The organism is Sphingomonas silueang (assembly GCF_040049155.1).
Classification (GTDB): Bacteria; Pseudomonadota; Alphaproteobacteria; order Sphingomonadales; family Sphingomonadaceae; genus Sphingomonas; species Sphingomonas silueang.
Map to the genome: position 1 here is coordinate 66,403 of NZ_JBDZDK010000001.1, position 21,611 is coordinate 88,013.

General features: G+C 69.2%; 24 protein-coding genes. 12 read left to right on the forward strand and 12 right to left on the reverse strand.

Going from position 1 to position 21,611, the window contains the following annotated elements; translation table 11 throughout:
• Positions 1-48: 48 nt before the first annotated feature.
• Both ABLE43_RS00280 and ABLE43_RS00285 read right to left on the reverse strand, forming a co-directional pair.
• Positions 49-429 (reverse strand): VOC family protein, encoded by a 381-nt coding sequence (locus ABLE43_RS00280; RefSeq protein WP_348976467.1) that lies wholly within the window; start codon positions 427-429, stop codon positions 49-51.
• Positions 429-1,538: an S-(hydroxymethyl)glutathione dehydrogenase/class III alcohol dehydrogenase gene (locus ABLE43_RS00285; protein ID WP_348976468.1), complete on the reverse strand. Its 1,110-nt coding sequence runs from the start codon at positions 1,536-1,538 to the stop codon at positions 429-431. Before ABLE43_RS00285 ends, ABLE43_RS00280 begins: the two co-directional genes overlap by 1 nt.
• Positions 1,539-1,597: 59 nt before the next feature.
• On the opposite strand from ABLE43_RS00285, the gene ABLE43_RS00290 reads away from it, so the two are divergent.
• A complete protein-coding gene (locus ABLE43_RS00290) occupies positions 1,598-2,176 on the forward strand; it encodes a septal ring lytic transglycosylase RlpA family protein (protein ID WP_425475216.1) in 579 nt (192 codons plus the stop codon).
• 336 nt (positions 2,177-2,512) lie between these two features.
• Here ABLE43_RS00290 and rpsD read toward each other — a convergent pair whose 3' ends face one another.
• Complete coding sequence (gene rpsD / locus ABLE43_RS00295; protein ID WP_348976470.1) at positions 2,513-3,124, reverse strand: 30S ribosomal protein S4; 612 nt, start codon at positions 3,122-3,124, stop codon at positions 2,513-2,515.
• Between the two features lie 197 nt (positions 3,125-3,321).
• Between rpsD and ABLE43_RS00300 the strand changes: the two genes are divergently transcribed.
• Positions 3,322-3,627 carry a chorismate mutase gene (locus ABLE43_RS00300; RefSeq protein ID WP_348976471.1) on the forward strand — a complete coding sequence of 102 codons (306 nt, stop codon included), beginning with the start codon at positions 3,322-3,324 and terminating at the stop codon, positions 3,625-3,627.
• A gap of 156 nt (positions 3,628-3,783) precedes the next feature.
• Here ABLE43_RS00300 and ABLE43_RS00305 read toward each other — a convergent pair whose 3' ends face one another.
• The 5 genes from ABLE43_RS00305 to rpiB form a co-directional block, all read right to left on the reverse strand.
• Positions 3,784-4,875, reverse strand: a complete 1,092-nt coding sequence (locus ABLE43_RS00305; protein WP_348976472.1) for a TrmH family RNA methyltransferase — start codon at positions 4,873-4,875, stop codon at positions 3,784-3,786.
• A 201-nt stretch (positions 4,876-5,076) separates the two neighbouring features.
• Positions 5,077-5,538 (reverse strand): transcriptional regulator NrdR, encoded by a 462-nt coding sequence (nrdR, locus tag ABLE43_RS00310; protein ID WP_348976473.1) that lies wholly within the window; start codon positions 5,536-5,538, stop codon positions 5,077-5,079.
• A 76-nt stretch (positions 5,539-5,614) separates the two neighbouring features.
• Positions 5,615-5,770, reverse strand: coding sequence for a hypothetical protein (locus ABLE43_RS00315; protein WP_348976474.1), 156 nt, complete (start codon positions 5,768-5,770; stop codon positions 5,615-5,617).
• A 75-nt stretch (positions 5,771-5,845) separates the two neighbouring features.
• The gene (gene glyA / locus ABLE43_RS00320) at positions 5,846-7,141 is read right to left on the reverse strand and encodes a serine hydroxymethyltransferase (RefSeq protein WP_348976475.1); all 1,296 of its coding nucleotides are present in this window, start codon (positions 7,139-7,141) and stop codon (positions 5,846-5,848) included.
• 342 nt (positions 7,142-7,483) lie between these two features.
• Positions 7,484-7,924 (reverse strand): ribose 5-phosphate isomerase B, encoded by a 441-nt coding sequence (rpiB, locus tag ABLE43_RS00325; protein WP_348976476.1) that lies wholly within the window; start codon positions 7,922-7,924, stop codon positions 7,484-7,486.
• 73 nt (positions 7,925-7,997) lie between these two features.
• Between rpiB and ABLE43_RS00330 the strand changes: the two genes are divergently transcribed.
• Positions 7,998-8,477: a hypothetical protein gene (locus tag ABLE43_RS00330; protein ID WP_348976477.1), complete on the forward strand. Its 480-nt coding sequence runs from the start codon at positions 7,998-8,000 to the stop codon at positions 8,475-8,477.
• Positions 8,470-8,937 carry a DUF3429 domain-containing protein gene (locus tag ABLE43_RS00335; protein WP_348976478.1) on the forward strand — a complete coding sequence of 156 codons (468 nt, stop codon included), beginning with the start codon at positions 8,470-8,472 and terminating at the stop codon, positions 8,935-8,937. The genes ABLE43_RS00330 and ABLE43_RS00335 overlap by 8 nt, the downstream gene beginning before the upstream one ends.
• A 181-nt stretch (positions 8,938-9,118) precedes the next feature.
• On the opposite strand, the gene hemA is transcribed toward ABLE43_RS00335, so the two are convergent.
• The gene (hemA, locus tag ABLE43_RS00340; protein ID WP_348976479.1) at positions 9,119-10,363 is read right to left on the reverse strand and encodes a 5-aminolevulinate synthase; all 1,245 of its coding nucleotides are present in this window, start codon (positions 10,361-10,363) and stop codon (positions 9,119-9,121) included.
• Positions 10,364-10,634: 271 nt separating this feature from the next.
• Positions 10,635-11,432, reverse strand: a complete 798-nt coding sequence (gene murI, locus ABLE43_RS00345; protein ID WP_348976480.1) for a glutamate racemase — start codon at positions 11,430-11,432, stop codon at positions 10,635-10,637.
• Positions 11,433-11,527: 95 nt separating this feature from the next.
• On the opposite strand from murI, the gene plsY reads away from it, so the two are divergent.
• Positions 11,528-12,133 carry a glycerol-3-phosphate 1-O-acyltransferase PlsY gene (plsY, locus tag ABLE43_RS00350; RefSeq protein WP_348976797.1) on the forward strand — a complete coding sequence of 202 codons (606 nt, stop codon included), beginning with the start codon at positions 11,528-11,530 and terminating at the stop codon, positions 12,131-12,133.
• A gap of 93 nt (positions 12,134-12,226) precedes the next feature.
• Positions 12,227-13,315: a DNA-processing protein DprA gene (gene dprA, locus ABLE43_RS00355; RefSeq protein WP_348976481.1), complete on the forward strand. Its 1,089-nt coding sequence runs from the start codon at positions 12,227-12,229 to the stop codon at positions 13,313-13,315.
• 251 nt (positions 13,316-13,566) lie between these two features.
• On the opposite strand, the gene ABLE43_RS00360 is transcribed toward dprA, so the two are convergent.
• On the reverse strand, positions 13,567-14,346 hold the full coding sequence (locus ABLE43_RS00360; RefSeq protein WP_348976482.1) for an SDR family oxidoreductase: 780 nt from the start codon (positions 14,344-14,346) through the stop codon (positions 13,567-13,569).
• Between the two features lie 260 nt (positions 14,347-14,606).
• Between ABLE43_RS00360 and topA the strand changes: the two genes are divergently transcribed.
• Positions 14,607-17,183, forward strand: coding sequence for a type I DNA topoisomerase (topA, locus tag ABLE43_RS00365; protein WP_348976483.1), 2,577 nt, complete (start codon positions 14,607-14,609; stop codon positions 17,181-17,183).
• A 110-nt stretch (positions 17,184-17,293) separates the two neighbouring features.
• Here the strand turns inward: topA and ABLE43_RS00370 are convergent, their stop codons facing one another.
• Positions 17,294-17,698, reverse strand: coding sequence for a response regulator (locus ABLE43_RS00370; protein ID WP_348976484.1), 405 nt, complete (start codon positions 17,696-17,698; stop codon positions 17,294-17,296).
• 42 nt (positions 17,699-17,740) lie between these two features.
• On the opposite strand from ABLE43_RS00370, the gene ABLE43_RS00375 reads away from it, so the two are divergent.
• The 5 genes from ABLE43_RS00375 to ABLE43_RS00395 all read left to right on the forward strand — a co-directional run bounded on the left by ABLE43_RS00375 (position 17,741) and on the right by ABLE43_RS00395 (position 21,596).
• The gene (locus tag ABLE43_RS00375; RefSeq protein WP_348976485.1) at positions 17,741-18,010 is read left to right on the forward strand and encodes a DUF3572 domain-containing protein; all 270 of its coding nucleotides are present in this window, start codon (positions 17,741-17,743) and stop codon (positions 18,008-18,010) included.
• Entirely contained in the window at positions 18,007-18,630 is a 624-nt protein-coding gene (locus tag ABLE43_RS00380; protein ID WP_348976486.1) for an HAD family hydrolase, read from the forward strand. Before ABLE43_RS00375 ends, ABLE43_RS00380 begins: the two co-directional genes overlap by 4 nt.
• Positions 18,631-18,663: 33 nt before the next feature.
• Positions 18,664-19,128: a RidA family protein gene (locus ABLE43_RS00385; RefSeq protein WP_348976487.1), complete on the forward strand. Its 465-nt coding sequence runs from the start codon at positions 18,664-18,666 to the stop codon at positions 19,126-19,128.
• A 217-nt stretch (positions 19,129-19,345) separates the two neighbouring features.
• A complete protein-coding gene (locus tag ABLE43_RS00390) occupies positions 19,346-20,176 on the forward strand; it encodes a TorF family putative porin (RefSeq protein WP_348976488.1) in 831 nt (276 codons plus the stop codon).
• Positions 20,177-20,330: 154 nt separating this feature from the next.
• Positions 20,331-21,596 (forward strand): MFS transporter, encoded by a 1,266-nt coding sequence (locus ABLE43_RS00395; RefSeq protein WP_348976489.1) that lies wholly within the window; start codon positions 20,331-20,333, stop codon positions 21,594-21,596.
• Positions 21,597-21,611 lie beyond the last annotated feature (15 nt).

The window sequence follows — 21,611 nt, forward strand, 5'->3', positions numbered from 1 at the left end:
CCGCTTATATCCGCAAAGAAAATTCACCTGTCAAAAGGGAAGTGCGGATCAGAGCGGACAGGTGGCGCACAGCTTGTTCCCCGCCGGATCGCGCAGATAGGCGAGGTAGAGGGTGCGCCCGCCGGTTGCATTGCGCGGGCCGGGCGGATCCTCGATCGCGGTGCCGCCGTGCGCGACGCCCGCCGCCGCCCACGCCGCCACCGCGTCGGGTGACGGCGCGAGGAAGCCGATCGTGCCGCCGTTGGCGCCATGCGCGGGCGCGCCGTCGATCGGGACGACCACGCCGAACCGCCCGCCGCGATGCTGGTAGAACAGCCGCCCGCGCTCGTCGATCCGCCCCTGCGCAATGCCGAGCGTGCCCAGCACCGCATCGTAGAAGCGCTTGGCAACCGCGATGTCGTCGGTGCCGACCACGACATGGCTGAACATCAGTACACGACAACCGACCGGATGCTCTCGCCCGCGTGCATCAGGTCGAAGCCCTTGTTGATCTCGTCGAGCGAGAGGACATGGGTGATCATCGGGTCGATCTCGATCTTGCCGTTCATGTACCAGTCGACGATCTTGGGCACGTCGGTCCGCCCCTTGGCCCCGCCGAACGCGGTGCCGCGCCAGTTGCGCCCCGTCACCAGCTGGAACGGGCGGGTCGTGATCTCCTTGCCCGCCTCCGCCACGCCGATGATGATGCTGGTGCCCCAGCCGCGATGGCATGCCTCCAGCGCCTGGCGCATGACGTGGGTGTTGCCGGTGCAGTCGAAGGTATAGTCCGCCCCGCCGTCGGTCAGGGCGACGAGGTGCTGGACGAGGTCGCCGTCGACGTCCTTCGGGTTGACGAAATGGGTCATGCCGAAGCGGCGGCCCCATTCCTCGCGCGCGGGATTGATGTCGACGCCGACGATCATGTTCGCGCCCGCCATCTTCGCGCCCTGCAGCACGTTGAGGCCGATGCCGCCGAGGCCGAACACGATGATATTGTCGCCGGGGGCCACCTTGGCGGTGTTCACCACGGCACCCACGCCGGTGGTGACGCCGCAGCCGACATAGCAGCTCGTCTGGAACGGCGCGTCCTCGCGGATCTTCGCCACCGCGATCTCCGGCAGGACGGTGAAGTTCGAGAAGGTCGAGCAGCCCATATAGTGATAGATCGGCTGGCCCTTGTAGCTGAAGCGGGTGGTGCCGTCGGGCATCAGCCCCTTGCCCTGGGTCGCGCGGATCGCGGTGCACAGGTTGGTCTTGCCCGACAGGCACGATTTGCACTGGCGGCATTCGGGGGTGTAGAGCGGGATGACGTGATCGCCGACGGCGACGCTGGTCACGCCCGCGCCGACCTCGCGCACGATCCCTGCGCCCTCGTGGCCGAGCACGCTGGGGAACAGCCCCTCGCTGTCGAGTCCGTCGAGCGTATAGGCATCGGTATGGCAGATGCCGGTGGCCATGATCTCGACGAGCACCTCGCCGGGCTTCGGCCCTTCCAGGTCGAGTTCGACGATTTCGAGCGGGCGCTTCGCTTCAAATGCCACGGCGGCACGGGTCTTCATGGGGCTTCTCCTTGGTTGGCGCATGGCGTAGCGGTGACGGGCGGGGATCGGCAAGCGGAATGCAATCGATTAGGGTGTGGCCCATGTTCTCGCGTATCCTGTCCGCCGTTCCCGCGCTGCTGCTCGCCGCCTGTGCCGGGGGTTCCTATCGCCCGGTCGGCGACGATGTGGTGAAGATCGGCGCGCCCTATGTCGTGCGGGGGCAGGCCTATGTGCCTGCCGCCGATCCGACCTATGACATGCTGGGGCTGGCGAGCTGGTACGGGCACGAGTCGGGGAAGCGCACCGCCAACGGCGAACGCTTCCGCGCGAAATGGGTGACGGCGGCGCATGCCACCCTGCCGCTGCCGAGCTATGTCGAGGTGACCGCGCTCGACACCGGGCGGCGGATCGTCGTGCGGGTCAACGATCGCGGGCCGTTCACGGGCAAGGGGCGCATCCTCGACCTGTCGCGCGGCGCGGCCGAGGCGCTGGGCGCGCGCGGCGCGGGGGTGGTACCGGTGCGCGTGCGGATCGTGTCGCCGGACGAGCGCGACCGCGCGCGGCTGCGCAAGGGCAAGGCCGCGCGGGAACTGCCGCCGGTGGACGCGGCGACGCGCGCGAACCTGCGGGCGCAGTTGCGGGCGGCGGGGTGGTAGCCGGGAGGCAAAGTTTACAAACTTTACACTCGTGACGTTGTTGTTGCGCAGCGTTCGCAACAGCGGCGTTGGCTGGAAAGGGGGCGGACGGGGTCAAGAAGCTGGCGGGCGCGGGGCCGCCGGATCGGGAGCATGACGGATCGTTTGCGTGTAGGACACCGGTTTCGGCGGGGTGCGGATACGAAAAGGGCGGCCCCGGATGGGACCGCCCTTTTGCTGTTCCTGCCAGCGCCGCGGACGAAGCCCGCGTCGTCGGTCGGGGCTTTTCGCCCCGCCGGCCGGTCGCGCTGAGGCTTTGCCTCGGTCCGGCTTCGCCGGACCTTGGCCCGGCGCGACTTAGCGCGAGTAGAACTCGACCACGAGGTTCGGTTCCATCTTCACCGGATAGGGCACTTCGTCCAGCGTCGGCACGCGGGTGAAGGTCACCTTGGTGCCCTCGGCGCCGATGTATTCCGGAATGTCGCGCTCGGCGAGCTGCTGCGCCTCGAGGACCAGCGCCATTTCCTGCGCCTTGGTGCCCAGCGAAATCTCGTCGCCGACATAGCAGCGGCGCGACGCGATGTTGCACTTCACGCCGTTGACGCGGACGTGGCCGTGGCTGACCAGCTGGCGCGCGGCCCACACGGTCGGCGCGAACTTCGCGCGGTACACGATCATGTCGAGGCGCTGTTCGAGCAGGCCGATCAGGTTCTGGCCGGTGTCGCCCTTCATGCGCGCCGCTTCCTCATAGGTGCGCTTGAACTGCTTCTCGGTCACGTCGCCGTAATAGCCCTTGAGCTTCTGCTTGGCGCGCAGCTGGATGCCGAAGTCCGACATCTTGCCCTTGCGGCGCTGGCCGTGCTGGCCGGGGCCGTATTCGCGCTTGTTGACCGGGCTCTTGGGGCGACCCCAGATATTCTCGCCAAGGCGGCGATCGAGCTTGTACTTGGCGCTGGAGCGCTTCGACATCGTAGTTCCAATGCAATTGCGTGTGACGTTTGACCGTCCCGAAAGGGGCGATCGCGATTCCCGGTCTTCGCGGCCGATTGCTCGGGGCCACCGCTTCACCGGGGTGCGGGGCCGAATTGCGAAGCGGCGCGCCTAGCCCGGGCACACGCAGGAGTCAAGCTGGACAAGCCGCGCCGTCCGCGCCACAGGACGCGGCCATGACGATCCTTTCCGGCCCCGATTGCACCACCATGGCGGAGGTCCGCGCGGGCGTCGACAGCCTCGACCGCGAGCTGGTGGCGCTGCTCGCCCGCCGCTTCGCCTATATGGACGCCGCCGCGCGCATCAAGCCGGATCGCGCCGCGGTGCGCGACGAATGGCGCAAGGCGCAGGTGATCGCCAACGCGCGGGCGGCGGCGGTGGAAGCGGGGGTGCCGGACGCGGTGGTCGCGGATATCTGGGAGACGCTGGTCGAGGGATCGATCGCCTATGAACTGGCGCGGTTCGACGCGACGCGGGGGTAGTACCGCGCATCTCCGTTCGGTTCGAGCAGCTTCGAGCCTGTCGAGAAGCGTCTGTCGAGAACGCCCGCCGGGGGAGCCGCCTTCTCGACTGCGGGTCTCGACAAGCTCGACCCTGCGCTCGAAGCGAACGGAATGTACGAAGGCAGGGGAGCGCTCTCAGCGCCGCCGCTTCGCCCCGTCCAGCGCCGAGAGCACCCCGCGCATCGTCCGCACCTCCTGCGAGGTCCAGCCCGCCTTGGTCAGCAGCGTGCGCAGCGTGCGCCGCGAGGTGGCGGCGCGTTCCGGCGGGAAGAAGAAGCGCGCGGCCTCCAGCATGTCGTCCAGCTGGCCGATCATGCCCTCCAGTTCCTCCTGCGGCGCGGCCTCGCCCAGATCGACGGTCGGCGGGCTGGCCAGCCCCTCGCCCTTCGACCATTCGTAGGCGACGAGGATCACCGCCTGCGCGAGGTTGAGCGAGCCGAATTCGGGATTGATCGGCACGGTCAGGATGGTGCGGGCGAGCGCCACGTCGTCGGTTTCCAGCCCCGAGCGTTCCGGCCCGAACAGAATGGCCGAACGGCCCGGTTCGTTGCGGATGTGGCGCGCGGCGATCTCGGGCGTCACCACCGGCTTGGTGATGCCGCGCTTGCGCACCGTGGTCGCATAGACATGGGTGCAGTCGGCCACCGCCTCGGCGACCGTGTCGTACAGCCTGGCGTCGCGCAGGACGCTGTCGGCACCGCTGGCCGCCGGGCCTGCCTCCGGGTTGGGCCAGCCGTCGCGCGGGGCGACGAGGCGCATCTCGGTCAGGCCGAAGTTCAGCATGGCACGCGCCGCCTTGCCGATGTTCTGGCCGAGCTGGGGGCGGACGAGGACGATGACGGGTTGGTTGCCGCTCTCGCGGTCGGTTCGGGCAGCATCGAGCCTGTCGTTCACGTCATCCATCCCGTTCGTCCTGAGTAGGGGCTGAGCCTGTCGAAGCCCCGTATCAAAGGACTTGCGCGCATGGGCGCTGATGGCTGCCCAATCGCCTGCGATCAACGCTTCCTTCTTGGCGCGCGACCAACCCTTGATCTGCTGTTCCGCCGCGATGGCTTCCTCGCGGGTCGGGAAGGTTTCGTTCCAGGCCAGTACGACCGGGCGGCGGGTCTGGGTGAAGCCGGGGATCTCACCGGCCTGATGCAGGGCGATGCGGCGATCGAGGTCGTCGGTGTGGCCGACGTAATATCTGCCGTCGGCGCAACGGAGCAGGTAGGTCGCCAAACTCAAGGCCGGTCCTTCGATACGCGTCTTCGACTTCGCTCAGCCGCTACTCAGGACGAACGGGGGTGGGCGTTACCGCTGTCCTACTGCTCGAACCGAACGGGGGGAAGGGGGCGTGCGGGTTCTCGACGGGCGTATCTCGACAGGCTCGATACTGCTCGAGCCGAACGGATGGCAGGCGAAGGTTACCAAGGTTACACCCAACCGCTATCCCTTGGCGGCGTCGCCTACCGTCCCGGCGAATTCCTCGAAGTCCTTTGCTTCCCGGAAATCCTTATAAACGCTGGCAAATCTGATGTACGCTACCGGGTCGAGCGCCTGCAGCCCCTCCATCACCAGCTCGCCGATGCGGCCCGACGTCACCTCGCTCTCGCCGGTCGTCTCGAGCTGGCGCTGGATGCCGGAGACGAGGCGTTCGACCTGCGCCGCCACGATCGGGCGCTTGCGGCAGGCGGTCGCGACCGAGCGCAGCAGCTTCTCGCGGTCGAACGGCTGGCGGCGGTCGCCCGACTTGACCACGGTCAGGTCGCGCAGCTGGATACGCTCGAAGGTGGTGAAGCGCGCGCCGCAGCCGGTGCATTGCCTGCGCCTGCGGATCGCCGCGCCGTCGTCGCTGGGGCGGCTGTCCTTCACCTGGCTGTCGTCATGGGCGCAAAAGGGGCAGCGCATCCGGTTTCCTGCAAAGACCTGTCCGGCGCCGCCATAGCCGATCGCGCGAACTTGCGCGACCGGCGATGCGCGAGGGTCAGTAGCGCGGCTGCTTCTTCGCCTTGAAATAGGCGTAGCCCGCACCCGCCGCCGCGCCGATCAGCGGGCCGACGAAGGGCACCGGAATGGCGACGACCGCGCCCAGCGCGCCCCACTTCGCCATGCTCTTGCCGACCGACTTGTCCTTGACCATGTGTCTACTCCTGTACGAACCGGAGCGACAACGCCCGCGCCGCCGCCGGGGTCCGTGGCGGCGCGTCATCCATCGTTACAGCCCCGGATAGATCGGGAAGCGCTCGCACAGGCTGCGGACGCGGGCCTTTACGTCGGCCTCGACTTGGCGGTCGCCCGCCTCGCCCCTGGCGCGCAGGCCGTCGAGCACGTCGGCAACCATGTGGCCGATCTCGGCGAACTCGGCCTTGCCGAAGCCGCGAGTCGTGCCCGCGGGCGAGCCGACGCGGATGCCGCTGGTCTTGACCGGGGGGAGCGGATCGAACGGGATGCCGTTCTTGTTGCAGGTGATGGCGGCACGCTCCAGCGCCTCGTCGGCGTCCTTGCCGGTGACGCCCAGCGGCGTCAGGTCGATCAGCGCCAGATGGGTGTCGGTGCCGCCCGCGACGACATTGGCACCGCGGTCCTTGAGCGTGGCGGCGAGCACCTGCGCATTCTCGACCACCGCCTCGATATAGGTCCTGAACTCGGGGCGCAGCGCCTCGCCGAAGGCCACCGCCTTGGCGGCGACGACGTGCATCAGCGGGCCGCCCTGAAGCCCCGGGAACACCGCCGAGTTGATCTTCCTGGCGATGGCTTCGTCGTCGGTCATCACCATGCCGCCGCGCGGCCCACGCAGCGTCTTGTGGGTGGTGGTGGTGACGACATGGGCGTGGCCGAACGGGGTGGGGTGCAGGCCCGCCGCGACGATCCCGGCGAAATGCGCCATGTCGACCATGAACTTCGCACCCACCTCGTCGGCGATCGCGCGGAAGCGGGCGAAGTCGATGTGGCGCGGATAGGCCGAGCCGCCCGCGATGATGAGCGTCGGCCGGTGCTCCTTCGCCAGCGCCTCGACCGCGTCATAGTCGATCAGATGCGTCTCGCGGTCGACGCCGTATTGCACCGCGTTGAACCACTTGCCCGACATCGCCGCCTTGGCGCCGTGCGTCAGGTGGCCGCCCGCGTCGAGGCTCATGCCCATGATCGTGTCGCCGGGCCTGGTCAGCGCCAGCATCACCGCTCCGTTGGCCTGCGCGCCCGAATGCGGCTGGACGTTGGCGAAGCCGCAGCCGAAGAGCTGCTTCGCGCGATCGATCGCGAGTTGCTCGACCACGTCGGAGGGGTGGCAGCCCTGGTAATAGCGCTTGCCGGGATAGCCCTCGGCATATTTGTTGGTGAAGACCGAGCCCTGTGCCTCCAGCACCGCCTTCGACACGATGTTCTCGCTGGCGATCAGCTCGACCTGATAGCGTTCGCGGTCGAGTTCCTGCGCGACTCCGGCGAAGATTGCGGGATCGGCATCGGCGAGGCCGGTTTCAAAGAAACCGTCGGGGCGGATCTGGTCGGTCATGGGGCAGCGGCTCCGGGGAAGTGTTGCGCGGGGCCTTAGTCCTGCCGTCATCGAAATGCCACCCGTGGCGTGGGGTATCGATCGGGATTTGGGTTCACGCGAAGGCGCGAAGACGCGGAGGAAAGAAGAAGATGGTTTTCGCGCAGAGGCGCAGAGGCGCAGAGAGGTTGAGCGCTGGGAAAGCGATCGCATAGCGATCCGTCGAATCCCAGATTGATACCGGGTAAGCGAGTCTCGCTGGCGCGAGACGGTACCAAACGCGAACCCGCTCTGCGCCTCCGCGTCTCTGCGCGATAACAATCTTCTTCGCGTCTTCGCGCCTTCGCGTGAAACCGATTCTGCTCAGGCAGGCGGGTTGCCGAGCTTGTCCACCCGCCGCCGGTGGCGGTCCCCGCCGAAGGGGGTGGCGAGGAACGCCGACAGGCACGCCTTGGCCAGTTCGCTGCCGATGATCCGCGCGCCCATCGCGATGACGTTGGCGTCGTTGTGCTCGCGCGCCAGTGCCGCCGAGAGCGGTTCGGACACCAGCGCGCAGCGGCATGCCGCCACGCGGTTGACCGCGATCGAGATGCCGATCCCCGATCCGCACAGCGCCACGCCATAGTCCGCCGCGCCGCCCGCGATCGCGCCGGCCAGCGCATAGCCATAGTCGGGATAGTCGACGCTCGCCGCCTCGTGCGGGCCGAGATCGGATACCTCGTGCCCGGCGTCGTGCAACCAACGGGCGAGTTCTGCCTTGAGCGCAAGGGCGGCGTGGTCGGATGCGAGTGCGATACGGGCCATGGGCGCGTTCCTAGCGGGGTTGCATCGCCTGCGCTAGGCATGGATCGGATGGGCGACAAGGGAGCGACGGGCGATGCGGATGGTGGTGGCGGCGATGCTGGCGGCGACGCTGGGCGCATGCGGCGCGAACGAACGGCGCAGCGAGGGTGCCGCGACGCAGGCGGCGATCGAGAACAGCGCGGAGGCGAACCTGCCCTCGCCGCGCGCGCCCAAATCTACACCGACCCCGACTCCCACGCCCACCCCCACGCCGAGCGCTGCGGCGACGGCGGATGCCGCGCGCTATCTGGGGCGCTGGACCGGGGTGGAGGGCCTGTATCTCGTCGTGCGCAGCGGCGCGCCGGAAAGCGACGTGACGCTGGAGATGCAGTACGACCTCGACAACAAGGGGCAGTATCCCGGCACGGTCACGCCCGAGGGCATCCGCTTCCAGCGCGGCGATTCGACGCTGCTGCTGCGCCCGACCGACGGCGATGCGACCGGGCTGAAATGGCTGGCGGGCAGGAAGAACTGCCTGACCGTGCAGGAAGGCGAGGGATACTGCCGTGACTGATCCGGTGGCTACCACCCGTCCGCCGGCGTCGGCGCTGCTGCTCGGCTATGCCGGACTGCTGCCGCCCATGATCGCCGTCGTATGGCGGCTGGTCGATCCGGCAGGGGGCGCGATGCTGCTGGCGCTGTCGCTGCTGTACTGCGCGCTGATCCTGAGTTTTCTGGGCGGCATGTGGTGGGGCGTGGCGGTTGCCCGTGTCGGCGGCGCGGCGCTGGGGCTGTGGCTCGGAATCGCGGTGCTGCCGAGCCTGATCGCGCTGGCGGCAGGCGCGGTGCTGTTCGCATCGGTCGTGTCGGCGGCGGCGATCGTCGCGGCGGGGCTGCTCGGGTCGCTGCTGGTCGATATGGCGCTGGTGCGCGCGGGGCATGTGCCTGTGTGGTGGATGAAGCTGCGCGTGCCGCTGTCGGTCGGGCTGGCGGTGCTGACGCTGGTCGCGGGGCTGCTGGCGGCGGGGCGGTAGGAAGAAATTCGGTTCACGCGGAGGCGCGGAGGCGCGGAGGAATCGCGCGGACGGCAGCGTCTTGCGTCAGCAAGACCTCCAGCACTTTCCGCAGCGGAAGATGACGTAGATCGCTGCGCGATCCGCTTCTACCCGCGCAACGCCTCCGCGTCTCCGCGCCTTCGCGTGAAAACGACCTTCTCTACGCCGCCTTGCGCAGTTCCAGTCGGCCCCAGATCTCGACCAGCGCGGCGGTGAGGTCCGCCATCATCGCGCCGTCGTGCGCCGGACCCGGCGTGAAGCGCAACCGTTCGGTGCCGCGCGGGACGGTCGGATAGTTGATCGGCTGGACGTACACGCCGTATTCGCGCAGCAATATGTCGCTGATCCGCTTGGCCTTCACCGGATCGCCGACCATCAGCGGCACGATGTGGGTGGTGGTGTCCATCACCGGCAGCCCGGCCTCGGCGAACATCGCCTTGAGCTGCGCCGCTGCTGCCTGCTGCCCCTCGCGCTCGGTCGAGGAGGCCTTCAGGTGGCGCACGCTGGCAAGGGCACCCGCGACCAGCACCGGCGAGAGCGAGGTCGTGAAGATGAAGCCGGGCGCATAGCTGCGGATCACGTCGATCACGGTGCGGTCGGCGGCGATATAGCCGCCCATCACCCCGAACGCCTTGCCCAGCGTCCCCTCGACGATGGTCAGCCGGTGCGCCACGTCGTCACGCTCCGAAATGCCGCCGCCGCGCCGTCCGTACATGCCGACCGCGTGCACCTCGTCGAGATAGGTCAGTGCGTTGTACTTGTCCGCCAGGTCGCAGATCGCGTGGATCGGGGCCACGTCGCCGTCCATCGAATAGACGCTCTCGAACGCGATCAGCTTGGGCACCGCCGGGTCTTCGGCGGCGAGCAGTTCCTCGAGGTGATGGAGGTCGTTGTGGCGGAACACCCGCTTCTCGCACCCCGAATGGCGGATGCCGGCGATCATCGAGGCGTGGTTGAGTTCGTCCGAGAAGATCACGCAGCCGGGCAGCACGCGGGCGAGCGTGGAGAGCGTCGCCTCGTTCGAGACATAGCCCGAGGTGAACAGCAGCGCCGCTTCCTTGCCGTGCAGGTCGGCGAGCTCATGCTCGAGATCGATGTGATAATGGGTGTTGCCGCCGATGTTGCGCGTGCCGCCCGATCCTGCACCGACGTCGTGGAGCGCCTCCTCCATCGCGGCGATGACCGCGGGGTGCTGGCCCATCGCGAGATAGTCGTTCGAGCACCAGACGGTGATCGGCTTCGGCCCGTTATGCCCGGCGAAGCAGCGCGCGTTGGGGAATTGCCCCTTGTTGCGCAATATGTCGATGAAGACGCGGTAGCGGCCTTCCTCATGCAGGCGGTCGATCGCCTGGGCGAATACGCGGTTGTAGTCGACCGAGCGGGCCGGACTTGCGTCGATGCTCATGGGGCGCGGGTGTACGCCTTTGGGCGGGGGCTTGCCAGCGGATAAAAGCGGTTATGGTGATCGGCGGGCTTGGACATTTTGTCCCAGCTTCGGGGGGTAGGGATTCGGTTTCACGCGAAGGCGCGGAGGCGCGGAGCGTTTCCCGTGCGGCGCCGTCTCGCGTCAGCGAGACAGTTCGTCGAAGTCGCAGCCGGCGATGCAGGGATTGCTGCGCAATCGGCTTCGCGAAGCGTTTCTCCCTGCGCCTTCGCGCCTCCGCGTGAACCGAATCCTACAGCGCCTCGACCGAATCGAACCCCCACGAACGCAGCGCCGCGCCCAGTGCCGCCTCGCGCTCGCCGAGTCGGGTGAAGACCAGCCGTCCGGGCGCGGCTTCGGCGGGAAACGCCTGCCCCTCGGTCAGTACGGCAATGCGCCGGGCGATGCCGGGGCCGCCGTCGACGAAGGCGACGTGCGGCGCGACCGCCTGCATCGCGTCCACCAGCAGCGGGAAATGGGTGCAGGCGTTGACGATCACGTCGATCCGCTGCCCGCCCGGCTGGTCGAACAGCCCGGCGAGTTCGGCGGCGACGGCGTCACGCGGCGGCGGCGTGCCCGCCAGCGCCGCCTCCGCCAGTTCGACCAGCGCCGCCGATCCGTGGCGCAGCACGGTGCAGTCGGCGGCGAAGCGGGCGGTCAGATCGTCGACATAGGGCTGGCGCACCGTCGCACGGGTGCCGAGCACGCCGATCGTGCGGGTGGTGCTCAGCAACGCGGCGGGCCGGATCGCGGGCACGGTGCCGACCACGGGCACGTCGAGCGCCGCGCGCACCGCCGCCAGCGCGATCGTCGAGGCGGTGTTGCACGCGATGACGACGAGGCGCGGGCGATAGCGCTCGACCAGCCGCCCGAGCAGCGCGGGCACGCGCGCCGCGATCTCGCCCTCGCTGCGGGTGCCATAGGGAAAGCCCGCCGAGTCGGCGGCATAGACGATCGGCGCGGTCGGCAGCAGCGCCCGCGCGGGCGCCACGACCGACAGCCCGCCGACGCCCGAATCGAAGAACAGGATCGGTCGTTGCGCATCCGTCATGATCGCGTCCGTACCCTTTCGCGGGGTGTGCGTTGCAAGGAATCGGCGAACCCCTTACCCTGCCCTTCGTGGACGGCAAGCGTTAGGGGGCTCCTCTGCCGAGCGAAATCATCTGGTGGCCGCCGGTCGCGGCGCTGCTGATCGGCTATCTGCTGGGGTCGATCCCGTGGGGCATATTGCTCACCCGCATCGCCGGGGCGGGCGACCTGCGCAGCATCGGTTCGGGCAATATCGGCGCGACCAACGTGCTGCGCACCGGGCGCAAGGGGCTGGCGGCGGCGACGCTGCTGCTCGACCTGCTGAAGGGCGCGGCGGCGGTGTGGATCGTCGCGAGGCTGCTTCCGGGCGAGGAACTGGTGGCAGGCGCGGCGGCGTTTATCGGCCATTGCTATCCGCTGTGGCTGCGCTTTCGCGGGGGCAAGGGCGTGGCGACGATGATGGGCGTCGTGGTGGCGCTCAGCCCGTTGAGCGGCCTCGTCTATGCCGTGCTGTGGCTGGGATTGCTGGCCGTCGTGCGCATCTCGTCGGTTGCGGGCATGGTGGCGGCGGTCGGCGCGCCGCTGGCGGCGGCGTGGCTCGGGCGGTTCGACCTCGTGCTGCTGTTCCTCGGCCTCGCCGCGATCGTGCTGTGGAAGCACCGCGCCAATATCGAGCGGCTGGTGGCGGGCACCGAGCCGAGGATCGGCCGCAAGCGTGACTGACACTCTTCCGGCAACGGTACCGGCCCGCTCCCCCTCCCGGCCACCCACGCAAGTATCCTGATGGGTGGCCGGGAGGGGGAGCGGGCCGGTACCGTGGAACAGCACGCCCGGCGCTTCGCGGCGCTGCGGCTGATCCGGTCGGCCAATATCGGGCCGGTGACGTTCCGCGCGCTGATCGAGCGCTATGGCGATGCGGTGGCGGCGATCGCCGCGATCCCCGGTCTGGCCGAGCGTGGCGGCGGGCGTGCCCCGGCGCTGGCCGACGAGGGCGCGGTCCGGCGCGAGATCGCCCGCGTGAAGGCGCTGGGCGGGCGATACCTGCTGCTCGGCGATTCCGATTATCCGCCGCTCCTGGCCGAGACGGAGACGGCACCCCCGGCGCTGATCGTGCGCGGCGATGCGGGCCTGCTGGCGCGGCCCTGCGTCGCGCTGGTGGGGGCGCGCAACGCCTCGGCGGCGGCGGTGCGGTTCGCACGGGGGCTGGCCGGGGAACTGGGTTCGGCGGGCTATGTCGTCGTCTCGGGCCTTGCGCGCGGGATCGATACCGCCGCGCACGGCGGGTCGATCGGGCACGGCACCATCGGGGTCATCGCCAGCGGCATCGACGTGGTGTTCCCGCCGGAGAATGCCGCCTTGCAGGAAGCGGTGGCGACCCGCGGGCTGCTGGTCGCCGAACAGCCGCCGGGCACGCAGCCGCTGGCGCGGCATTTCCCGTCGCGCAACCGGATCATCGCCGGGTTGTCGCTGGGCACGGTGGTCGTGGAGGCCGCGCCGAAATCGGGCTCGCTCATCACCGCAAGGCTTGCCGGGGAGGCGGGGCGCGAGGTGATGGCGGTGCCCGGATCGCCGCTCGATCCGCGCGCGCAGGGGTGCAACCTGCTGATCCGCGAGGGCGCGACGCTGGTGCAGTCGGCGGCGGACGTGGCGGAGATGCTGCGCCCGATCGACCCGCGCAGCGTCCGTGCGCCGCGCGGGCGGTTCGTGGGCGAGGCCGCGCCGGGCGAGGCGAGCGACGCCGACCGCGCGCGGATCACCGCACTGCTCGGGCCGGTGCCGGTCGCGGTCGACGAACTGGTGCGCCAGTCGGGCGCGGGCACGGCGGCGGTGCAGACGGTGCTGCTGGAACTGGAACTCGCCGGGCGGCTGGCGCGGCACGCCGGGGGGCGGGTGAGCTGGGGGTGAACGAAGGGGTGGGCGGGACGGCGACGGCGGTACGACCGGCCAGACCTGTACCCGAACCCTCGCTGGGAGGATTGCTCTGCGAAAGTCCTTTCCCGTACCCCCGCGCAGGCGGGGGTCCAGGAGCCACGGACGCAAGCCGTCATTTACTTGGCTCTGGACCCCCGCCTGCGCGGGGGCACGGCAGGCTCAAGCGCTGACCTTGGACTTCCGCAAAGGAATGCTTCACCGGGGAGGCGAGAAGCGACCGGAGATCATCCCGGCGCGGCTGCCGATCCGGCAAGCAGGCCGCCGTCGATGCTGATCTCGGTGCCGGTGACATAGGTCGCCTCGTCCGAGGCGAGCATCGCCGCGACCGCCGCGACTTCCTCGACCAGCCCGAAGCGTCGGAGCGGGGTGTCGGCGACCAGCGCCGCCATCCGCGCTTCGCGATCGGGGCCGTCGCCCAGCATCGCCTCCCACATCGGCGTCAGGATCGCCGCGGGGTGGAGCGAGTTGCAGCGGATGCGCCACCCCTGCTGCGCGCAATAGAGCGCGACCGACTTGCTGTGGTTGCGGACCGCAGCCTTGGACGAGGCATAGGCGGCGGCTCCGGGAATGCCGACCAGCCCGGAGCGTGACGACAGGTTGATGATCGATCCGGTGCCCTTCGCCTTCATCGCACCGATCGCATAGCGGCAGCCGAGGAACGTCCCGTCGAGATTGACCCGGTGGACCGCATGCCAGTCGGCCAGCGACGCATGTTCGGGATCGTGCGCGACGATGCCGCCCTCGAACCCGGTGATACCGGCGTTGTTGACGACCGCATCGGCGGTGGGGACGGCTTCGGCGAGGCGCGCCCACTGCGCCTCGTCGCCCACGTCGAGTTCGAGGAAGCGGCAGCCGATCGCTTCGGCGGTGGCGGTACCGCCCGCGCGGTCGATATCGGTGGCGATGACGGTCGCCCCCTCGGCATGGAAGCGTTCGGCGATGGCGCGGCCGATGCCGCGGCCCGCGCCGGTGACGACGCAGATCTTGTCTTGCAGACGTTGCATATTCGAGTGAGTCCCGATCCGACAGGGTCGTTCGACGGGCGAGGCCCGTCGGCGATGCTGGGGTCCGCTGGTCAGCGGTCGCGCTGGATCATTTCGTCTGCTCCCGAAGTGCGCGAAGGATAGCAGGACCGGGGGTGACGGGCAATCGCACGCCGTCAAAGGGTGACAGGCGGAAGCGATGGAGGCTCGCCCCGACTTGACGCCGCCCCCCGCCGCTCCCCACTCTCGCGTACGTACGCACAAGGACCGACCGTCACATCATGCAGCTCGTCATCGTCGAATCGCCTGCCAAGGCCAAGACCATCGAACAATATCTGGGGTCCGACTACCGCGTCCTCGCCTCCTACGGCCATGTCCGCGACCTGCCGCCCAAGGACGGGTCGGTAAAGCCCGACGAGGGCTTTGCGATGGATTGGGAGACATACGCCGACAAGACCAGGCAGCTGAAGGCGATCACCGATCTGGCGAAGCAGGCCGACCGCCTGATCCTCGCGACCGACCCCGACCGCGAGGGCGAGGCGATCAGCTGGCATGTGCAGGAGGTGCTGAAGAAGCGCCGCGCGCTGCCGAGGGAGGTCGAGCGCGTCACCTTCAACGCGATCACCAAGCCCGCGATCCTTGCCGCGATGAAGGCGCCGCGCGACCTCGATACCGACCTGATCGATGCGTATCGGGCGCGACGGGCGCTCGACTATCTGGTCGGTTTCACCCTGTCGCCGGTGCTGTGGCGCAAGCTGCCCGGTGCCAAGTCGGCAGGCCGGGTGCAGTCGGTGGCGCTCAGGCTGCTGGTCGAGCGCGAGCGCGAGATCGAGCAGTTCGTCGCGCAGGAATACTGGTCGGTCATCGCGAAGATGGAGGCCGACGGCACGCCGTTCGACGCGCGGCTGGTGAAGCTCAAGGGCGAGAAGCTCGACCGCCTGTCGCTGGGCGATGCCGGTTCGGCGGAGGTCGCGAAGGCGGCGGTGCAGGACGGGCGCTTTACGGTCGTGCAGGTCGAGACCAAGCCCGCCACGCGCAACCCGCCGCCGCCGTTCACCACCTCGACGTTGCAGCAGGAAGCGGCGCGCAAGCTCGGCTTCTCGGCCAGCCACACGATGCGGATCGCGCAGAGCCTCTACGAGGACGGCGCGATCACCTATATGCGCACCGACGGCGTGCAGATGGACGGATCGGCGATCGATGCCGCGCGCGGGGCGATCGCCAGGCGCTATGACGGGTCGTACGTCCCCGACAAACCGCGCCAGTATCAGACCAAGGCCAAGAACGCGCAGGAAGCGCATGAGGCGATCCGCCCGACCGACTTTACCAAGGACCGCGCCGGATCGGGCGACCACGCGCGCCTCTACGAGCTGATCTGGAAGCGGGCGCTCGCCAGCCAGATGGCGTCGGCGCGGCTCGAGCGCACCGCCGCGGTGCTGGAGGACCAGACCGGGCAGACCGCGCTGCGCGCGACCGGGCAGGTGGTGCTCTTCCCCGGCTATCTGGCGCTCTATGAGGAAGGCCGCGACGATGCGGCGGACGAGGATTCTCGCCGCCTGCCGCTGCTGCGCGAGGGCGACGCCCCGGCCAAGAAGGACGTCGTCGCCGAACAGCATTTCACCCAGCCGCCGCCGCGATTCTCCGAGGCGTCGCTGGTCAAGCGGCTGGAGGAACTGGGCATCGGGCGTCCGTCGACCTATGCCTCGATCATCCAGGTGCTGAAGGATCGCGGATACGTCCGCGTCGAGAAGAACCGCTTCTTCGCCGAGGAGACGGGGCGGCTGCTCACCGCCTTCCTCGAACGCTTCTTCGAGAAATATGTCGGCTACGACTTCACCGCCGGGCTGGAGGAGGAGCTGGACGACGTGTCGGGCGGGCGCGCCGAATGGCAGGCGGTGCTGGAAGCCTTCTGGCGCGACTTCAAGCCGCGCACCTCCGAGGTGATGGAGCAGCAGCCGAGCGCGATCACCGCCGAACTGGACCAGTTTCTGGGCAGCTATCTGTTTCCCGAGAAGGCCGACGGGTCCGATCCGCGGCTGTGCCCGAATTGCGGCGAGGGTCGGCTGGCGCTGCGCGGCGGCAAGTTCGGGGCGTTCGTCGCCTGCTCGAACTATCCCGAGTGCAAATACACCCGCCGCTTCGCCCAGCCGGGCGGCGACGACGGCGGCGATGCCGGGCCGGAGGGGCTGGGCAAGGACCCGGCGACGGGGCTGGAGGTCGAGCGCAAGTCGGGGCGCTTCGGCCCGTATATCCAGCTGGGCGAGGGCAAGGACGCGAGGCGCGCGTCGATCCCCAAGGATATCGGCGAGCTGACGCTGGAATGGGCGCTCAAGCTGCTGAGCCTGCCGCGCGTGATCGGCAACCACCCGGAGACGGGCGAGCCGATCGAGGCGGCGATCGGACGCTATGGCCCGTATCTGAAGCATGCGGGCAAATATGCCCGGCTGCAATCGACGGCGGACGTGTTCGAGACGGGCATGAACGCGGCGGTGGTCAAGCTGGCCGAGGCGGCGGCGGGCGGCGGACGCGCGGCGCGCGGTGCCGCGAAGGAGCCGCTCAAGGTGCTCGGCAAGCATCCGCGCACCGAGGCGGAACTGAGGCTGATGGAGGGGCGCTACGGCCCGTACGTCACCGACGGCACGACCAACGCGACGCTGCCCAAGTCGATCGCGCCGGACGCGCTGACACTGGAGGAAGCCGCGCAACTGATCGACGACCGCGCGGCGGCGGCGCCTGCCAAGGGGAAGAAGAAGGCCCCGGCGAAGAAGGCGGCGCCCAAGAAGGCGGATGCGGCGGCGAAGAAGGCGCCTGCCAAGAAGGCTGCGGCGAAGAAGGCGGCGAAGGCGAAGGCCGAGTAGCGGTAATGCAGCGGAACCGTTCGTGCTGAGTAGGGACTGAGCCCGTCGAAGGCCCGTATCGAAGCACCTGCCGCAGGTCCTTCGATACGCCGCTTCGACAAGCTCAGCGGCTACTCAGGACGAACGGTAGCGGGGTTCGAATCCCCCTCCCCCGGCAGCAGCGCGCGGATCTCCGCCACGAAGCGCACCACCGAGATCGGCTTGGTCACATAGGCGTCGGCCCCGGCGGCGCGCACCCGTTCCTCGTCGTCGCGGCCCGAATAGGCGGTGACGGCCATGATCGGCACGTGGCGCAGCCGGGGATCGGCCTTCAGCTGCGCGATCAGTTCGATGCCGGTCATGTGCGGCAGCTGGATGTCGCTGACGATCAGGTCGGGCAGGAAGGCGCGCGCCCGGCCCACCGCCTCGCGCCCGTCGCGCACCTGTTCGGTCGCAAAGCCATGGGCGCGCAGCAGGTCGCAGAACAGCTTCAGGTTGAGTTCGTTGTCCTCGACAACGAGTACCCTTTTTGCCACGCGCTTGGTTCCCCACGGTTTGAGCGAGGTTTTTCCTAGGCGATGCGCGCACGAGAGACAAACGAAGACGCCGCCACGCTGGCGCTGGGCGCGCTGTCATGGACGCTGGGGGACGAGCGCCGGGCCGAGCGGTTCCTGGCGCTGACCGGCATCGATCCCGCCGACCTGCGTGCGCGGGCGGGCGATCCGGCGCTGCTGGCGCAGGTGCTGGGGTTCATCGAGGGGCATGAGCCCGACCTGATCGCCTGCGCCGACGCGCTCGGCACCAGCCCGCAGGCGCTGGTCGCCGCGCATCGGGAGCTGGAGGCATGAAGCCGCTGCTCATCACCGACTGCGACGAGGTGCTGCTGCACATGGTCCGTCATTTCGGGACATGGCTGGGCGAGACGCAGGACATCACCTTCCGCATGCAGGGCGGCAGCTTCGCCGATTCGATGACCCGCGCCGACGGCAGCGTGCTCGAGCCGATCGAGATGTGGGCGAAGCTCGACGGTTTCTTTCCCGCCGAGATGGCGCGCCAGACGCTGGTGCCGCATGCGCGCGAGGCGCTGGCGGCGCTCGCGACCCGGGCGGACATCGTGGTGCTGACCAACCTGCAGGACCATTGCCGCAGCCACCGCATCGACCAGCTGGCCGGGCACGGCATCGTCCACCGGGTGGAATGCAACCAGGGCGGCAAGGGGCCGCCGGTGGCGAGGCTGGTCGCGGAATATGGCGCCAGCGTCACCGTGTTCGTCGACGATCTGGCGGTGCATCACCAGTCGGTCGCGGAGACCGCCCCGGCGGTCCACCGACTGCACATGGTGTCCGAACCCGACCTTGCGGTGCATGTCCCGCCCGCACCCCATGCCCATGCCCGGATCGACGACTGGCAGGACGCGCGGGCGTGGATCGAGGCGCGCTTCGCCGCCGGGTTGCCCGCCGCCGCTTGACCCGACACCGATATTTCACGAGGAACCGACCCCATGGCATATGACATTCCTGCAAAGCTGGCCGAGCGCGGCCTGACCCTTCCCGTCGCGGCGGCCCCCGTCGCGGCCTATGTCCCCGCGGTCGAGGCGGGCGGGCTGCTCCACCTGTCCGGGCAGCTGCCGTTCGACGACGGCGCGCTGATGACCGGCCGCGCGGGCGACGACCGCGACCTCGCCTATGCCACCCGCGCCGCCGAGCGTTGCGCGCTGATGGTGCTGGCGCAGGCCGAAAAGGCGCTGGGCAGCCTCGACCGCATCGAGCGGGTCGTGAAGCTGGGCGTGTTCGTCAATTCGGCGGCGACCTTCACCGACCAGCCCAAGGTCGCCAACGGCGCGTCGGAACTGATGGTCGCGCTGTTCGGCGACGCGGGCACGCATGCGCGCAGCGCGGTGGGCGTGCCCGTCCTGCCGCTGGGCGCCGTCGTGGAGATCGACGCGATCCTCGCCGTGCGCGCCTGATCGCCCGCATTCCCGCCGCATGACCGACGCCCGCTGTTGCGACCGCGCAACAGCGGGCGTTTCTGTGTCGGCTTCCAAGCAATTATGATTGTGCGTCGCGGCATTTCGCGACATGTTCCGCGCATCGACGGACAGACCGCACGGACCGACAAGGTCCACCCACATCGCGGCGCCCGTCAACGCAGGAGAATCACCCCGTAACCAGAAAGGGTTTACGATGCGATTCTCGACCTTCCTCCCGGCGGCCATCCTGGCAGCCACCATCGCGGCTCCGGCCATGGCGCAGGAAACCGCGCCGCCCGAGCCGATCACCGTCAGCGGCAGCGTGGCCGTGGCGTCCGACTATCGCTTCCGCGGCGTGTCGCAGTCCGACAAGAACGTGGCGATCCAGGGCGGCATCACCATCGCGCACGAGAGCGGCGTCTATATCGGCACCTGGGGTTCCAACCTCGCGGGCTGGGGCACGTTCGGCGGCGCGAACATCGAACTCGACCTGATCGCGGGCTACAAGCACACTTTCGACACCGCGACCGTCGATGCGGGCGTCACCTGGTACACCTATCCGGGCGGCGCGGACGAGACCGACGTGGTCGAATTCTACGGCAAGCTGTCGGGCACCGCCGGTCCCGCCACGCTGACCGCGGGCGTGGCCTATGCGCCCAAGCAGACCTCGCTCGGCCTGTTCACCCGCTCGCTCACCCCCTTCGTGCCGGGCCCCGGCACCCGCGAGGACAATCTCTATCTGTCGGGCGACGCGGCGGCGGGCATTCCGGAGACGCCGGTGACGCTCAAGGCGCATATCGGCTATTCGGACGGCAACCCCGGCCTCGGCCCGAACGGCACCAGCCTCGCCCCGACCGGCAAATACTGGGACTGGTCGCTGGGTACCGACTTCACCTGGAAGAATCTGACGCTGGGCGTCGCCTATGTCGATACCGACATCTCGGAATCGGAAGCGGCCTATATCACGCCGAACTTCAGCAAGACGACCAACGGCAGCCCGATCGCGGCGAGCACGGTGGTGGTGTCGCTGACCGCGGCGTTCTGATCCGGCGCTGATCCCGATCGGTCGGGCGCGGTCCGGCCATGCGCTCCACCGGCGACGGTGGGGGCATGGCCGGACTTTCGCGTTGGGCCGCAACGATTTCCGGTAGGCGCGGCCCCCGCTTTGCCCGATGAGGGCGGGACCATAGGGGGAACCGATGTCCGCGCCCGATTTCTCGCTGCTCGCCAAGCGCCGCTACGGCCCGTTGTTCGTCGTCCAGTTCCTGGGGGCGATGAACGACAATCTGCTGAAGTTCGCGCTGCTGTTCCTCGCCAACTTCACCCTCTATCGCGCGGACCCGACGCGGGCCGCATCGCTCGCGACGATCGCGACGGGGCTGTTCATCCTGCCCTATTTCCTGTTCTCGGGCCTTGCCGGGCAATTGGCGGACGCGCGGGACAAGGCGCTGCTGATGCGCTGGGTCAAGGGTGCGGAGATCGCGATCATGGCCGTCGCCGTGGCGGGATTCCATTTCCGTTCGGTGGAGGTGCTGCTCGGCTGCCTGTTCGCGATGGGAATGCACAGCTGCGTGTTCGGCCCGGCCAAATACGCGATCCTGCCGCAGCATCTGCACGGCCACGAACTGATGGGCGGCACCGGGCTGGTCGAGGCGGGAACGTTCGTCGCGATCCTCGTCGGGCAGTTGCTGGGCGGCGTCGTCGCGCCGCTCACCGGTGGCGTGATGGCGCTGGGGTTCGCGGTGGCGGGCTTTGCCGCGTCGCTGGCGATCCCGCCCGCGCCGCCCGCCGCACCGGGGCTGCGGATCGATTTCAACCCGTTGCGCAGTACCGCCGCGATCCTGCGCGCGGCGCACGGGCCGCGCGGCATCTGGGTCGCGATCCTCGGCATCAGCTGGTTCTTTGCGGTCGGCGCGGTCGTGCTGTCGCAGTTCGCGCCGCTGGTATCGGGGACGTTGCACGCCGGGCCGGGGCTGGTGACGCTGTTCCTCGCGCTGTTCAGCCTGTGCGTCGCGGCGGGATCGCTGCTGGTCAACCGGCTGCTGAAGGGAGAGGTGTCGGCGCGCACCGTGCCGCTCTCCACCGCCGGGTTGGGGCTGTGCCTGATCGATCTGTGGTGGACGACGTCGCATCACGCGCCGGTCGCGGCGAATGTCGGCGTCGCGGCGTTCGCCGCCGATCCGCGCAACTGGCACCTGCTGGCGGGGCTGGGCGGCATCGCATTGTTCGGCGGCATGTTCGTGGTGCCGCTCTATGCCATCCTCCAGACGCGCAGCCCGCCCGACAAGCGGTCGCAGGTGATCGCCGCGAACAATATCGTCAACGGGCTGGTGACGGTGATGCTGGTCGTCGCGGTAGGGGCGATCCTCGGGACGGGCATGGGCATCCCCGCCACCTTCGCGCTGATGGGGGTGGCGACGCTGCCGGTGGCATGGGTGCTCGACCGGCTGAACGCGCCGGGGTGAGGCGAACCGGCCCGG